Source organism: Bradyrhizobium sp. OAE829 (assembly GCF_040546575.1).
GTDB lineage: Bacteria > Pseudomonadota > Alphaproteobacteria > Rhizobiales > Xanthobacteraceae > Bradyrhizobium.
Map to the genome: position 1 here is coordinate 3,723,061 of NZ_JBEPOE010000001.1, position 14,833 is coordinate 3,737,893.

At 63.3% G+C, this 14,833-nt stretch carries 13 protein-coding genes; 3 read left to right on the forward strand and 10 right to left on the reverse strand.

From position 1 onward, the window contains the following. The first annotated feature begins 91 nt into the window (after positions 1 to 91). Together ABIE49_RS18260 and atzF are read left to right on the forward strand one after the other, a co-directional pair. Positions 92 to 778: a GntR family transcriptional regulator gene (locus tag ABIE49_RS18260; protein WP_192735509.1), complete on the forward strand. Its 687-nt coding sequence runs from the start codon at positions 92 to 94 to the stop codon at positions 776 to 778. A 201-nt stretch (positions 779 to 979) separates the two neighbouring features. After that, positions 980 to 2,815, forward strand: a complete 1,836-nt coding sequence (atzF, locus tag ABIE49_RS18265) for an allophanate hydrolase (RefSeq protein WP_192735510.1) — start codon at positions 980 to 982, stop codon at positions 2,813 to 2,815. 104 nt (positions 2,816 to 2,919) lie between these two features. Here atzF and ABIE49_RS18270 read toward each other — a convergent pair whose 3' ends face one another. The 10 genes from ABIE49_RS18270 to ugpB form a co-directional block, all read right to left on the reverse strand. Then, positions 2,920 to 3,657, reverse strand: a complete 738-nt coding sequence (locus ABIE49_RS18270; RefSeq protein ID WP_192735511.1) for a GntR family transcriptional regulator — start codon at positions 3,655 to 3,657, stop codon at positions 2,920 to 2,922. Between the two features lie 36 nt (positions 3,658 to 3,693). Further along, entirely contained in the window at positions 3,694 to 4,086 is a 393-nt protein-coding gene (gene hpxZ / locus ABIE49_RS18275; RefSeq protein ID WP_192735512.1) for an oxalurate catabolism protein HpxZ, read from the reverse strand. 14 nt (positions 4,087 to 4,100) lie between these two features. After that, the gene (locus ABIE49_RS18280; protein WP_192735725.1) at positions 4,101 to 5,477 is read right to left on the reverse strand and encodes an AtzE family amidohydrolase; all 1,377 of its coding nucleotides are present in this window, start codon (positions 5,475 to 5,477) and stop codon (positions 4,101 to 4,103) included. 7 nt (positions 5,478 to 5,484) lie between these two features. After that, the gene (locus ABIE49_RS18285; RefSeq protein ID WP_192735513.1) at positions 5,485 to 5,664 is read right to left on the reverse strand and encodes a DUF4089 domain-containing protein; all 180 of its coding nucleotides are present in this window, start codon (positions 5,662 to 5,664) and stop codon (positions 5,485 to 5,487) included. Between the two features lie 20 nt (positions 5,665 to 5,684). Then, entirely contained in the window at positions 5,685 to 7,397 is a 1,713-nt protein-coding gene (locus ABIE49_RS18290) for a dipeptide ABC transporter ATP-binding protein (protein ID WP_192735514.1), read from the reverse strand. A 10-nt stretch (positions 7,398 to 7,407) separates the two neighbouring features. Next, positions 7,408 to 8,307, reverse strand: a complete 900-nt coding sequence (locus ABIE49_RS18295) for an ABC transporter permease (protein WP_192735515.1) — start codon at positions 8,305 to 8,307, stop codon at positions 7,408 to 7,410. Between the two features lie 5 nt (positions 8,308 to 8,312). After that, the gene (locus ABIE49_RS18300) at positions 8,313 to 9,326 is read right to left on the reverse strand and encodes an ABC transporter permease (RefSeq protein WP_192735516.1); all 1,014 of its coding nucleotides are present in this window, start codon (positions 9,324 to 9,326) and stop codon (positions 8,313 to 8,315) included. A 6-nt stretch (positions 9,327 to 9,332) separates the two neighbouring features. Then, positions 9,333 to 10,952 carry an ABC transporter substrate-binding protein gene (locus ABIE49_RS18305; protein WP_192735517.1) on the reverse strand — a complete coding sequence of 540 codons (1,620 nt, stop codon included), beginning with the start codon at positions 10,950 to 10,952 and terminating at the stop codon, positions 9,333 to 9,335. Between the two features lie 236 nt (positions 10,953 to 11,188). Next, positions 11,189 to 12,142 (reverse strand): aminoglycoside phosphotransferase family protein, encoded by a 954-nt coding sequence (locus ABIE49_RS18310; RefSeq protein ID WP_192735518.1) that lies wholly within the window; start codon positions 12,140 to 12,142, stop codon positions 11,189 to 11,191. A gap of 141 nt (positions 12,143 to 12,283) precedes the next feature. Further along, positions 12,284 to 13,606: a sn-glycerol-3-phosphate ABC transporter substrate-binding protein UgpB gene (ugpB, locus tag ABIE49_RS18315; protein WP_192735519.1), complete on the reverse strand. Its 1,323-nt coding sequence runs from the start codon at positions 13,604 to 13,606 to the stop codon at positions 12,284 to 12,286. A 256-nt stretch (positions 13,607 to 13,862) separates the two neighbouring features. Between ugpB and ABIE49_RS18320 the strand changes: the two genes are divergently transcribed. Then, a complete protein-coding gene (locus ABIE49_RS18320; protein ID WP_192735520.1) occupies positions 13,863 to 14,819 on the forward strand; it encodes a TRAP transporter substrate-binding protein in 957 nt (318 codons plus the stop codon). Positions 14,820 to 14,833 lie beyond the last annotated feature (14 nt).

Sequence of the window (14,833 nt, forward strand, 5' to 3'; positions counted from 1 at the left end):
TCCCCGACCTGCGTTGCACCGTCGCGATGGTATCTGATATATCAGTAGTATATCAATCGACGACAGTCAACCGCCGTGCTAGGGAGGCAGCATGCGTCGCCCCAGGAAGCCCTCCCCCAAGCGAAATGACCTCGCGAACCTGACGGAGCACGCCTATCGCGAGCTTGAGGAAATGATCGCGACGCTGGCGCTTGCGCCGGGGACGGTGGTCTCGGAAGCGGCGCTGTCGAAGCAACTCGGCATCGGCCGCACGCCGGTTCGCGAAGCCATGCAGCGGCTCGCCCGCGAACGGTTGCTGCAAATCCTGCCGCGGCGTGGCTGCATCGTCGCCGACAGCCGGCCCGACGAGGAACTGAACGTGATCGAGGCGCGCCGGCCGATCGAAATCCTGGTGGTCCGCACCGCTGCCATCCGCGCCAATACCGAAGAACGGCAGGCGTTCGAGCGGATCGCGAACGCGATGGCATCTTCACTCGCGAGCGAGGACTTCAACGGCTTTGCCCGCCTGGACGCGGAGTTCAACGATCTCTGTCTCGCGGCGTGCCGCAATCCGATCGCGGCATCCATGATGCAGCTGATCACGACGCTGAATCGCCGCTACTGGTTCATGCATCACGGGCGGACCTTGCCGGGCGAAGGCGTCGAGCATCACGTCGAGATTGCTCGCGCCATCGCCCGCGGTGATGCCGAGGCCGCCGCCGGCGCCGCCGGGCGTCTGCTGGACTACATTGAAAGCTGGCCGCGGAAGATGCTCGCCCCGGTTCGCTTCAGCCAGTGATTTCGAGAGCAACGGTATCGCCTATAAATTAGGCACTCGCAAAGCTTCGTGCCGCGAGAGCGAGTCCGCACCGACTCCCGACAATGAGATTAAGCTACAGATATTACACACCTATTTTAATTTCTCCGATTGCAGCCTAATTGTACACAATGGCACATCGCTTGCTTCAATCCGGATGGAACTCCTCGCTTTGGTAAGTCGATGGTGACTGACCTCAGCCAACCCAGGACGGGGCATCAATTGACTGAAACCGTTGCTGCGATCGTCGCCGCGCACCGCGCCGGCACCATGACGCCGGCGCAAACCGTCGCGCGCAGCTATCAGCGCATCCGCGACCACAACGATCCCGCCGTGTTCATCTCCCTGCGCGACGAAAAGGACGCGCTGGCGGAGGCGCAAGCGCTGAGCGCAAAGGATCCGGCGACGCTTCCGCTACTGGGCGTGCCGGTCGCGGTGAAGGACAATATCGACGCGCTGGGCCTGCCGACCACGGCCGCCTGCCCGGCGTTTTCCTATTCGCCGACGCGGGACTCGACCGCGGTCGCAAAACTGCGCGCGGCCGGTGCCATCATCATCGGCAAGACCAATCTCGATCAGTTTGCCACCGGCCTGGTCGGCGTACGCTCGCCCTATGGCATCCCGGTCAATCCGGTCCGCAACGATCTTATTCCAGGCGGATCGAGTTCGGGATCGGCAGTCGCGGTGTCAGCCGGGTTGGTGCCGCTCGCGCTCGGCACCGACACCGCCGGAAGCGGCCGCGTGCCGGCGATGCTCAACAACATCGTCGGGCTGAAGCCGAGCCTCGGACTGATCTCCAATGCCGGGCTAGTGCCGGCCTGCCGCACGCTGGATTGCATTTCGGTGTTCGCACTCACGGTGGATGACGCCGTGGCGGCACTATCAGCGATGGCCGGCCCTGATGACGCCGATCCGTTTTCACGCGACCGGCCGCTGGGCGCGGTCACGGCATTTCCCGCACGGTTGCGGCTCGGCGTTCCCCGCAGCGGTCAGTTGATCTTCTTCGGCGATCGCGAATCCGAAAAGGCCTATGGCGAAGCGCTGAATCGATGGACCTCGCTCGGCGCGGCGCTGATCGAATTCGATCTCGAGCCGTTTTATGAAACCGCGCGGCTGCTCTATGAGGGGCCGTGGGTCGCCGAACGTTATCTGGTGATCCGCGATCTGCTGGCGTCGTCGCCGGATTCGATTCATCCCGTCACGCGCGAGATCACCATGGCCGGCGCGCGGCCGACCGCGGCCGATACGTTCGCGGCGCTCTATCGTTTGCAGGCGCTGCGGCGCGTCGCCGAGCGCACCTTCGGCAATATCGATGCGCTGGTGCTGCCGACCGCGCCGACCGCCTATTCAACCGCGCAGGTGCTGGCCAATCCGATCGAGCTCAATTCCAGGCTCGGCACCTATACCAATTTCGTCAACCTGCTCGATCTCTGCGGGCTGGCGCTGCCGGCGGCGATGCGGCCCGACGGCATTCCGTTCGGCATCACGCTGCTGGCGCCCGCCGGACATGACGCACAGCTCGCCAGCATCGGCCGCGCCTTCCATGCCGACGCTGGATTGAAGATGGGTGCCAAGGGCCCGGCTCAGCCGCCGCTCGCAGCGCCGTCATCGCAACTGAGCGGCGACGAAATCGCGATCGCGGCGGTCGGCGCGCATCTCTCCGGCATGGCGCTGAACCGCGAACTGACTGATCTCGGCGGCCGCCTGCTGGCAGAAGCCTCGACCGCGCCGGACTACACGCTCTACGCGCTCGACACCACGCCGCCAAAACCCGGCATGCTTCGCGTCGAGGCTGGCGCGGGGTCGTCGATCAAGCTCGAACTCTGGGCGCTGTCGGCGGCCGCATTTGGAAAATTCGTCGCCGCGATTCCGCCGCCGCTGTCGATCGGTACCATTCGTCTCGCGGACGGCCGCGGCGTGAAGGGGTTTTTGGTCGAACCGGCCGCGGTGAGCGGCGCGCGGGATATTTCAGCATTCGGCGGCTGGCGCGCGTTCATGGCGCAGAAGGCGGCGGTTTAAAGCTTCGTAGGATGGGTGGAGCGCAGCGATACCCATCATCGTACGGCATGCAGGATGAGCAGTTATGATGGGTTTCGCTTCGCTCTACCCATTCCTACAACGCACTACGGATGCGACACCGCGTAAAGCTCATACTCCCCGCGCACCAGCTCGATATGCGCGCGCATCGCGGCCGCCGCACCAGCCTTGTCGCCGCGCATGATCGCGACGACGACCCGGTCGTGTTCGGCGTGCGATTTGGCGAGCCGCCCGAGATTGCGGAACTGGGCGCGCCGGAACGGCTGCACGCGCACCCGCGTCGCCAGGGTCATCTCGGCGATATAGCCGTTCTGCGAGCCGGCATAGATTGCGTTGTGAAAGCGCTCGTTGACTTCGTGGAAGCGTTCAGGATTGCCGGCGTAGCTCAGCACCCGCAATTCCTCGTGGATCGCCTCCAGCTTCTGGCGATCCGCCGCCGGCATCCGCTCCGCGGCAAGGCCTGCGCACAGCGCTTCCAGCTCCGCCATCGCCTCGAACATTTCGGTCAGCCGCTCGATCGACGGCTGCGCCACCACGGCGCCGCGATGGGCACGGGATTCGACCAGGCCACTCGCCACCAGCTGCCGCAGCGCCTCGCGCACCGGCGTCCGCGACACGCTGAAGCGCCGCGCAATATCGGTCTCGTCCAGCCCCGATCCCGGCGCCAGCACCCCGCGCACGATCTCGTCGGCGAGCTGCAGCCGCAATTCCTCCGCGCGCGTGACCTTGTCCGCTTGCGGCGAGGCACGGTCGACGCGCCGCACCATCGGCTCGGACTCCAGGCCGGCTTGCGGGATGCGCGTTGGAAGATCGTCAAGGCTCATGTCGGTTGTCCCAAAGTCCTTTCGACTCAGATCCCCTTACGATGCCGGCTCGTCGATGATGCTGACATGGGCGGCGACGATTCTCCACCCCTCGGGAAACCGAATCCAGGTCTGCATTTGCCGCCCCACCTTCTTGCCGCTCCACACGTCGCGATAGAACAACGTCGAGGCAACAGCGGTATCGCGGCCATAGGTGGTGATGACGGTCTTGTCGGTCGTGCGCATCAGCCCCACTGGCGAGCGGCCGGCGCGGAACGCCATGATGGCCTCATAGCCGTAGAGGTTTTCGTTGATGCCGTAGCGCAGCGTGCGGGGATCGTTGCGGAACAATTCATCCAGCACCGCAACGTCGTTCGACACCAGCGCCGCTTCATAACGCGCGAATTGCGCTGACACCTCGGCGAGCACGTCGGGAAGATCGATATCCATGGCCAAATTCCTCGCTAAATTCCTCTTGGCGCAGGCGCCGCAGCAACGCCGGATTGCTCCAGCGCATGAGCGACGCGAAGCGCGATATCCTCGCGCCACGGTGCGGCGATGATCTGGACTCCGATCGGCATCGGCTCCAGCGGCACCGGCACCGCGACCACGGGCAGCCCGATGAACGAAATCGGCTGGGTATGGATGCCGATATTGGCGCGCACCGGCAGTTCGACGCCGTCGAGCTTGAACATGACCTGCCCGAGTTTGGGCGCGGTGCAGGGCGTCGCCGGCGCGATGATCACGTCGACCGATTTGAACAGCTCCAGCACTTGCGAGCGATACCAGCGGCGGAATTTCTGCGCGCGATCGACCAGTGGCGCCGGCACCATCGCACCCGCGATCAGGCGATCACGCACCGCCGGATCGAAATCGTTCGGCCGCTTGCGCAGGCGATCAAGATGCAGCGACGCGCCCTCGGTGGTCGAGATGACGTAAGCCGCGGCCCGGGCGCGCGCGGCTTCGGGAATTTCAATCGTCTGCGTCGCACCGAGAGCCTTGGCGACGCGCGCCACGGCCTCGACGGCCTCCGGAAACACATTCTTCTGGAAATAACCGCCGGCAATCGCGACCCGCAGCCCGCCGATGCCTTGCGCGAGCTGCGACGTCACCGGCTCGACCGGCCGCGTCGAGCACGCGGCGTCATCGGCATCAGGCCCCTGCATCGCATCATAGGCCAGTGCGAGATCGCCGACGCTGCGCGCAAAAGGTCCGAGATGATCGAAGCTCGCCACGAACGGAAACGAGCGCGCCCGCGACAGCCGGCCATAGGTCGGCTTCAGGCCAAAGATTCCGCAGAACGACGACGGCACCCGGATCGAACCATTGGTGTCCGAGCCCAGCGCGATCGGCACCAGGCCGCCGCCGACCGAACTGCCGGAACCACCGGAGGAGCCGCCCGTCATGCGGGTTGGATCATGCGGATTGCGCGACGGTCCGTCATGGACGTTCTCGCCGGTAAAGTCGTAGGCGTATTCGCCCATGTTGAGCGCACCGACCAGGACGGCGCCCGCCGCCTCCATGCGCTCGACCAGCGTGGCATCGCGCGAAGACGGCGCGAGGTCGCGGTTGATCTTCGAGCCCGCGCGCGTCGGCAGGCCCTTCACGTCGAACAGGTTTTTCACCGCGAACGGCACGCCCGCGAGCGGGCCGACTTTCTGCCCCGCCGCAATCGCGGCATCGACGGCGCGAGCTTTCGCACGCGCGCGATCTGCGGTGACGTCAGTGAAGGAGTTCAGAACGGAATCGTGCTTTGCGATCCGCGCCAATGCAGCCTCAGTCGCGGCGAGCGCGGTCATCTTGCCGCCGGCCACGGCCTGGGCGATCTCTTCTGCGGTCATGACGCGGTCAGGCTGCGAAGACACTGGCGGGCTCGGTTTCGTCGGGCAATGCGAATTCGTCGACCAGCCGTGCCAGTCTCAGCGATACTTCGAGGTTCGCGCGCACCGCCGGCCGCCAGGAATCTTCCACCGGCAACGCCAAGGCTTTCGCGACGGCGTCGATATAGTCGTCCAGGGGTTCGGCCATTTCGCTCCCATTCAGGTTTATTAGTGAACCGGCAACGGCGGATGCGGGATCGCCGTCAGCAGTTCCTTTGTATAGGCGTCCTGCGGATTGCCCAAGACCTGTTCGGACGGGCCCTGTTCCACGATTCGTCCCGCGCGCATCACGATGACACGATCGCACAACAGGCGCACCACATTCAAATCATGGGAGACGAACAGATAACTCATACCCAAGGACGACTTGAGGTCCTGCAGCAGATTGAGCACCACCGCCTGCACGGAGACGTCGAGCGCCGCGGTCGGCTCGTCGAGGATCACGAGTTTTGGGTGCAGCGCAATCGCGCGGGCGATGCCGACGCGGGCCTTCTGGCCGCCGGACAATTGGTGCGGAAAGCGATCGAGCAGATTAACGGGGAGACCGACCAGCCCGGCGAGTTCCTCGCAACGGGCGCGCAGCGCATCGCGTCCCCTGATGTCGCCAAGCTGCATGATCGGATCGACGATGGCGCGCGCCGCCGTGAAGCGCGGGTTGAGGCTGTCGGTCGGATCCTGGAACACCATCTGGATGCTCTTGCGCAACGGGAGCCGCGCGAAGGCGTTGGGCAGCATGGTGCCGATCTCGTCGCCATCGAACACGATGCGACCCGAGGTCTGGTCCAGCAGCCGCATCACCATCATCGACGTCGTCGATTTGCCGCAACCGGATTCACCGACCAGGCCGACGCTCTCGCCGTGACCGACCGAAAAGCTGATGCCGTCGACCGCGCGGAACAGTTCGGCCTCGACCGGCGGCTTGTGCGAGAACAGCTTGCCGAGCACAGCCGTGGCGCCCTGGCGCGGATATTCCTTCACCAGTTTCTCGACCAGCAGCAGCGGCTTGGTTTGATTGTCGGCCGGAGCCGCTGGCGTCAGCGCCGGCAGCGCCGCCGCATCTTCTTCCGGCAACAGATCGCGCAAGGAGACGCCGATCCGCGGCGTCGCGCGCATCAGCTTCTTGGTGTAGGCATGTTCGGGGTTGGCAAAAATGTCGGCGGATTTCGCGGTCTCGACCACGCGACCCTTTTCCATCACCACCACGCGGTCGCAATAGGCGGCGGCCAATCCGAGGTCATGCGTGATCAGGATGGTCGACATGCCGCGCCGTTTTGTGAGCTCGACGATCAGGTCCATCACCGCTTTCTGCGTCGTGACATCAAGGCCGGTGGTTGGCTCGTCGGCGATCAGGAGCTGCGGATTGCAAGCCAGCGCCAGCGCGATCACGACGCGCTGGCACATGCCGCCGGACAGCTCGAACGGATAGGCGTGGTAGCGCTCGCGCGGGCGTGCGATCTTGACCTGCTCCAGCGCTTCGATCGCCTTCTCGCCGCGATCACTGGCCGCTGACTGCACATGCTGGCGCAGCACGTCCTCGATCTGGTCGCCGACTTTTCGGATCGGATTGAGCGCCGCGCGCGGGTTCTGGAAGATCATCGAGATTTCGCGGCCGCGCAGATCCCGCATCTGGTTCTCGGTCGCGGCCTTGACGTCGATGCCGGAAAACATCACCGAGCCCTCGGCGATCTTGCCGGCGCGGTCGAGGATCCGCATCACGGCGTAAGACGTCACCGACTTGCCGGAGCCTGACTCGCCGACGATGCCGAGCGTCTCGCCCTTGGCCACGGAGATGTTGACGTGCTGCACCGCCTTGACGATGCCGCGCCGCGTGGCGAATTCCACCGTGAGGTCGTTGACGTCGAGCAATGGCAGCGCGGTCATCGGCATGTCCTCAGGTTCTTCGCTGCGGATCGACGATATCGCGCAGACCATCGCCGAGCAGGTTGAAACAGAACACCGCGATCATCAGCGCGAGGCCGGGGAACAGCGCGATCCACCATTCGCCCGACACCATGAAGCCGGCGCCCTCCGCGACCATGATGCCCCATTCAGCGGTCGGCGGCCGCACGCCAAGGCCGATAAAGGACAGACCTGCGGCGTTGAGGATCGCGTAACCCATGGTCAGCGACATCTGCACGATCATGATCGGCATGATGTTGGGCAGGATGTGCACCAGCAGAATCCGGAACTCGCCATTGCCCGACAACCGCGCCGCCTGGACGAAGCCGGCGTTGCGCCGGACATTGGCCTCGGCGCGGGCGACGCGGGCATAGAGCGGAAAATTCACGATCGCGGTCGCGATGATGATGTTCTGCACGGTATTGCCGAGCGCAGCGACGATGCCCATCGCCAGCACGAACAGCGGAAACGCCATGATGGTGTCTGCGATGCGGCCGACGATGCGGTCGGTCCAGCCGCCGAAATAGCCACCGGCGATGCCGGCAAGCCCGCCCATCAGGAACACCAGCGCCACCGAAGCCACCGCGATGAACACATCCAGCCGTGTCGCCACGATGACGCGGCTGAAGATATCGCGGCCCAATTGATCGGTACCGAACCAGTGCGCCGCCGAAGGCGCCTTCAAGGCAGCGGCGGTGTCGCTGGCGAGCGGATCGTAGGGCACGATGTACGGACCGAATACCGCCGCGAACAGGATCACGATCAACAGGGCGAAGGCAAAGGCGGTGACGCGGTTCTCACCGAGCACATAGCGGGTGTGTTCGAAGATCGCTGTCAGTCCCGACGTTCGCGCGGGACCGACGGGTTCGACGGCAGGCGCAACGGTGCTCATGCTTATTACCCCTCCAGCCTCACGCGCGGATCGATGACGCCATAGAGAATGTCGATGATCAGATTGAGCAGCACGTACATGACGGCCATGGTCAGCACAAAGCCCTGCACCGGCGCGAAATCCGACGAGATCAGCGCTTCCACCGCGTAGGAGCCGATGCCGGGCCAGGCGAAGACTTTCTCCACCAGCACGTTGGCCCCGAGCAAGAACGAGAACACCATGCTGAGCGTGGTGATCACAGGCAGCATCGCGTTACGGAACGCATAGGTGACGATCACGGTGCCCGGCGACAGGCCGCTGGCGCGCGCCGTGCGCACGAAGTCCGACGCCAGCACCGCCAGCATCGACGCCCGCGTCATGCGCGCGATCGGCGCCAGCGAAAAGATTGCCAGCGTCGTTGCGGGAAGGATCAGCTGGCTCAGCGCGGAACGAAACGCCTCGAAATCGCGCGCGATCAGGGTGTCGATCAGATAGAAGCCGGTCACCGTCGGTGGCGCGCTGTAGAACACATCGAGCCGGCCGAGCGGCGCCGGCGACCAGCCGAGCCGGAAATAGAAGACATAGACCAGCACCAGCCCGGTAAAGAACACCGGCAGCGACACGCCGGCCGTCGTCGTTATCCGGCAGAGGTGATCGATCCACGAGCCAGGCCGGGTGGCGGCCAGCACGCCGAGCGGGATAGCGATCACGATGGAAACGAACAGGCCGAGCAGCGTCAACTCGGCAGAAGCCGGCAGGCGATTGCGGATTTCGGCGGCAACGGGCTGACCTGTCGTCAGCGAATTACCGAAATCGCCATGGGCGAGATCGTTGGTGTAGCGGAAGAACTGTTCGATCAGCGGCTTGTCGAGGCCGAGTTTTTTCCGGATCTGCTCGACCGCCTCCTTGGTCGCGGCGGGCCCCGCAAAATACGCGGCGGGATCGCCGGGCAGCGCCCGCGTCAGCAGGAACGTCACGATCACGACCCCGATCAGCGACGGGATCGCAAACATCAGCCGCTTGCCGATCATGGTCAGCATGGCGGATTACGCCTTCACCAGCGCGCGATAGTCGAGCCTTCGGTGGAACCAGTATTGATAGCCCGAGATGTTCTTCTGCATCGCGACGTTGACGAAGGGCTGATACAGCGGAATCCGCGGGATATCCTTGTAGGCGAGATCGACGAAGCCCTTCACGTCGCTGTCGTAGGCCGCCTTGTCGCCGGTCGAGGCCGCGTTGCGCGCGCCGTCGATCAGCTTGTCCATCTCCGGCGACTTGTAGCTCATGGTGTTGAAGACGGAATTGTTCCCGTGATAGCACCAGTAGAAGAAGTATTCGGGGTAATCGAGCCAGCCCGAGAACACGTTGGTGTAGAGCGGCATCTCCTTCTTGTTCAACTCGGTACGCCAGTTGGCGCCGGGGATCTTGTTGATCGTGGCCTTGATGCCGATCTGGGCGAGGCTCTCCTGCACCAGCACGCAGAGCGGCTCGTTGACCCCTGCGAAGTTGAGATCGAACGAGATCGTTGTCTCGAAACCGTTGGCGTAGCCGGCTTCCGCAAGCAGCGCCTTCGCCTTGGCCATGTCGGTGGCGTATTTGGTCGGCTGCGGCCACGCCACTTCGGTGGCCTTGTCGGCGGAAGCGCCGAACATCGGGTTGGCGAGGCCGAACAGCACGACATCCATGATTTTCTGATAGGGCAGCGCGTAGGCGATCGCCTGGCGCACCTTGGGATTATCGAACGGCGGCTTGGTGACGTTCATGCCGATATACTGGATGCCGTTACTGAACGGCAGCGACACCACGTTGAGCTTGCCGTTGGCCTTCATCTCCTGGAAATCCTTGAACGGCAGTTCATAGGAGATGTCGGCGTCGCCACGCTCCAGCAGCGCGCGGCGGTTGCCGGCCTGCGGCACCATGCGCCAGATCACGCGTTTGATCTTCGGCAGGGGACCGCCGACCCAGGCATCATTGCGCTCCATGATGACTTCGGTGCCGGCGGTCCACTTCGAGAGCTTGTAGGCGCCGGAGCCCGCGGTCTGCTGTTTTGTATATTCGAGACCCCAGGGGTCCTTCTCGCTCGCGTTCTTCTTCACGAGCTCGGAATTGACAATGCAGGGCACGATGACGGCGAGATCGGGGATCGTCAGGCGGTCCTTCTTGGCAAAGTCGACGCGCAGCGTGTTGTCGTCGACGACAACGAACTGCTCCGGCTTGGTCAGCGAGCCCGCGCTCATCTGGAAGGTCGGGAAGCCGCCGACCGAGACCGCGCGATCGAGCGACCATTTGACGTCCTTGGACGTCACCGGCACGCCGTCATGGAATTTCGCGTTCTTCTTCAGCTTGAAGGTCACCGACATGTCATCGATCTTCATGTCGTCAGCGAGTTCGCCCTTGAACTTGTCGCGGTCGTAATAAGGCACGCCGCCGGGACCGCTCTTCATCTCGTGGGTGATCAGGCGGTCGTAGCAATTCCACGACACTTCATAACCGGGCACGTTGGTGCCGACGCCATGGATGTCGAGGTTGTTGGGACCGCCTTCCGAGACGATCAGAAGCGTCTCCGATCGCGCATCGGCCTTGGCGGGGGAGAAGATAGCCGGCGCCGGCACCAGGGCGCCCGCGGCGACTCCGGTGACGGATTTCAGGAAATCGCGACGCTTCATGTGATGCTCCAACGCCTGAGGGAAACGGCTTTGGAACCGGGAATCGCAAGGTTCGTGCCAAACCTTAATGAAGGGCTAATCTTCCACTAATTGAGTGATATCACATGGAGATATCAAATATCAGGCGAAGCCGACTCGACAAAACGATCCTCCAATTGCATACAAAGATGCATAATTGCTCACTCTTTATGCAGAATTTTTGCACGCCTCTTTGATGTGCGGTTTCGTCGCACCCGTCAGACCGGCCAGACCAGGTCCTGCAATTCGGAAAGGTTGCCGGCCTTGCCCTGCCAGTTCTCGATGCAGATATGCCGGACCGGATCGCTGGCCCGATGCAACAGCATCAGCGCCATCAGCCGCCGTTTCATGGCCGAATTGATGTCGGCGGGTGCGTATCCGAACCCTTCGAACAGGCTGCGCAGCCGCCGCGGGTTTCCCGCGGCCATGAACGCGCTCGGACCCAGCAGGTCATATTCGCCCCAGCCGGTCATCACATCGCCGAAATCAAACAGCCCCGACAGGCGCCATGCGGTCCTCTCCTGGCGCAACAGGAAGTTCTCCGGAATGTATTCGCCGGTCAGAATGACCGGCGGCTTATCCAGCGGGATAAGCGTCGCGGCATCGCGCAGGATGTCGTCGAAGCCATCGAGAAACTTCTCCGGCATCCCGAGGCGCTCGTGCCGCGCGCGGCAGCCCTCTATTTGCCTGGATATGAACCGGTCCCATTGCGGCTCGATGTTTGCGAGCTCTCCGAGCGGGGCGCGCTGCACTTCGGCAATGGTCACGCCGATCTGCGCAAGCACGCGCTCCTTCTGGTCTTCAGGCAGCGTCGGCCAGACCTCGGAGCCGACGACACCGTGCAGCCGCGTGATGATGAGATAGGGCCACCCGTCGCGCTCGCCTTCGAACAGGATTTCCGGAATCGGGATGCTCAATCGTCCGCGCAACTGCCTCAGCGAAGCGCGCTCGGAGACAAACTGGCCGCGAAGCATCGGCGGAAAGAGCTTCAGGATCAGTTCGTCGCCAAGGCCGACGACAAGGTTGGTACCGGTCGCGAAAACATGCGGCGCCGCAGGCTTCAAGCCGTGGCCGTGCGCTATGTCCAGCGCCGCCGGCAGCCAACGTGAGGTGTCGGCGCGCCAGGCGTGGAAGGCTTCATAGTCGGCGAGGATCGGCAGTAAGGGTGTCATCAAATCAACCGTCATTCGATAGCCACGACTTGTCCGCCGTAGCTGATCAGCGAAGGCGGAAGCAATCCATCCTTCCGTTATGCCGAGCGATGGATTGTTTCGCTTCGCTCGCAATGACGGAAGATCGAGATCGCACGCGCCCTACCTGTCCGGATTCGCCCGCTCGAACTGCCGCAGCAGACGGTTGCCGCGCTCGGCGGCGAGGTCGAGGGCGGCTTGCGCGGTCCTCTTGCCGCTGAAGACCTGCTCCAGTTCCTCGTCGATCGCGTCGCGGATCAGCACGAACGAGCCAAGCCGGATTCCCTTGGAGTGCTCGGTCGGCGGCTTCAAGGTCATCTGCTCGATCGAGATCGCCGCTCCGGGATTGCGATCATAGAACCCCTGCGCGCGCGAGAGATCGAAGGCGGCGCGGGTGATCGGCAGATAGCCGGTGTTCTGGTGCCAGGCCGCCTGGACTTCCGGCTTCGAGAGAAACGCGAAAAACTTCGCGACCCCGGTATATTCGTCGCGTGGCCGGGCTCGCAGCACCCATAAGGTCGCGCCGCCGATGATGGTGTTCTGCGGCGCGCCTTTGACGTCGGGATAGTACGGCATCAGTCCGTAGCCGACCTCGAATTTCGAATTCGCCTTGATGTCGGCGCGGGTCGCCGACGAACCGATGAAGATTCCGCACTCGCCCTTCTGGAAGCGCGGCTCGGCCGACTGGCCGCGGCCGCTATAGTCGTACACTTTCGTGGCCTGCCATTCCGCAAGTTGCGTGATGTGGCGCACCACGGTCGGGTTGTTGAAGGTCAGTTCGGCGTCGAGACCGCCAAACCCATTGCCCTTGGTCGCCAGCGGCAAATTATGGAATGCCGAAAAATTCTCGACATTGATCCAGGAAGGCCAGGAGGTGGTCAGACCGCAGACCGCGCCTGCCGCGCGCAGCTTCTTCGCCGCGGCCCCAACATCGGGCCAGGTTTTCGGCGCCACTTCCGGATCGAGACCGGCGGCGCGGAAGAGGTCCTTGTTGTAGTAGAGGATCGGTGTCGAGGCGTTGAAGGGGAACGACAGCATGTTGCCGGCAACGTCGGAATAATAGCCGGCGACGGCCGGCAGATAGGCCGTCGGCGAGAACGGCTCCGACTGGTCGCGCATCAACTCGAACACCGGATAGATCGCGCCCTTTGCCGCCATCATGGTCGCGGTCGCGATCTCGTTGACCTGAACGATGGCGGGCTGGCTGCGCGAACGGAAGGCGAAGATCGCCGCCGTCACCGTTTCCGTGTAACTGCCCTTGTAGGTCGGAACGATCCGGTAGTCGGATTGCGAGGCGTTGAAATCGGCCGCGAGCTTCTCCAGCTGCTTGCCGAGCTCACCCGACATCGCGTGCCACCACATGATCTCGGTGGTCGCCTGCGCCGGAGACACCAGCACGGTGAGTGCGAGCGCGACGAACTGAAACAACCTCAAGAGCGACTTCACTGATGAATCACTTTGCCAAAACCGCTTGTCAGGACCGCGATCAAATCTGCGCGCTGCGCCTCAATAGATGCCCGGGCCCGCCGTTTCAATCCACTACCGCCGTCGCACCGCACAATTAACGATTGCAGCGGCTCCCGATAGCCAAGCGTGGGTGCTTTCTGCTAAAAAAATATTGAACCTTTTTCTCCCGCCGCAGACTTCTTCACAAGGGGATTTGTTACCTGTGTATCGCCGCGCCGACCTTTCGCGGATCATAATGCTTGTTCTGGCGTTGTTCCTGACAGCGGCCTCAACGAGCGCTTTTGCGCGCGAATTTCGCGCCGCCGATACCCAGAACGAGAGTTATCCGACCGTGCAGGCGCTGCACTATATGGGCAGCCTGGTTGCGGAACGCACCGGCGGCCGCCACGAGATCAAGGTGTTCCATTCGCGCCAGCTCGGCGAGGAAAAGGAAACCCTGGAGCAGACCCGCGCAGGCGCCATCGATATCAATCGTACCAACGTCGCATTGATCGGGAGCATGGTGCCGGCGATGAATGTGCTGGCGATGCCGTTTCTGTTCCGCTCCATCGAGCATTTGCAGAAGGTGCTGGATGGACCAATCGGCAACGAGATCCTGGACAGCTTCGAACCTTACGGCTTCATCGGCCTCGCGTTCTACGATTCCGGCGCCCGTTCGATCTACAACCACGTCCGCCCGGTCACCTCGATGGCCGACCTCAAGGGCTTGCGGATTCGGGTGCAGCAATCCGAGCAGATGGTCGAGATGATCCGCTCGCTCGGCGCCGATCCGGTCGCACTGCCCTACGGTCAGGTGCTGACCGGACTCTCCACCAGATTGATCGACGGCGCCGAGAATAACTGGCCGTCTTTCGTCACCACCGATCACTACAAATTCGCCGGCTTCTACACCCTCACCGAACATACGATGAGCCCGGAAGTACTGGTCATGTCGAAAAAGGCCTGGTCTGGCCTGTCGCCCGAGGACCAGAAGAGCTTCCGCGAAGCCGCCATGCGTTCGAGCCGCTTCATGCGCGAGAAATGGCGCGATCTCGAAGAGCGCTCGCGCAAGCAGGCGGAGGACGCCGGCGTCAAGATCGTCACCGATTTCGACCGCAAGCCGCTCGAGGCGGCGATGGCGGGAATCTACACCAGGGCGCAGCAAGACCCTGCGATGGCGCAGCTCATCGAACGAATTCGTGGGGTGCAGTGAGTTGGCCGCAACCT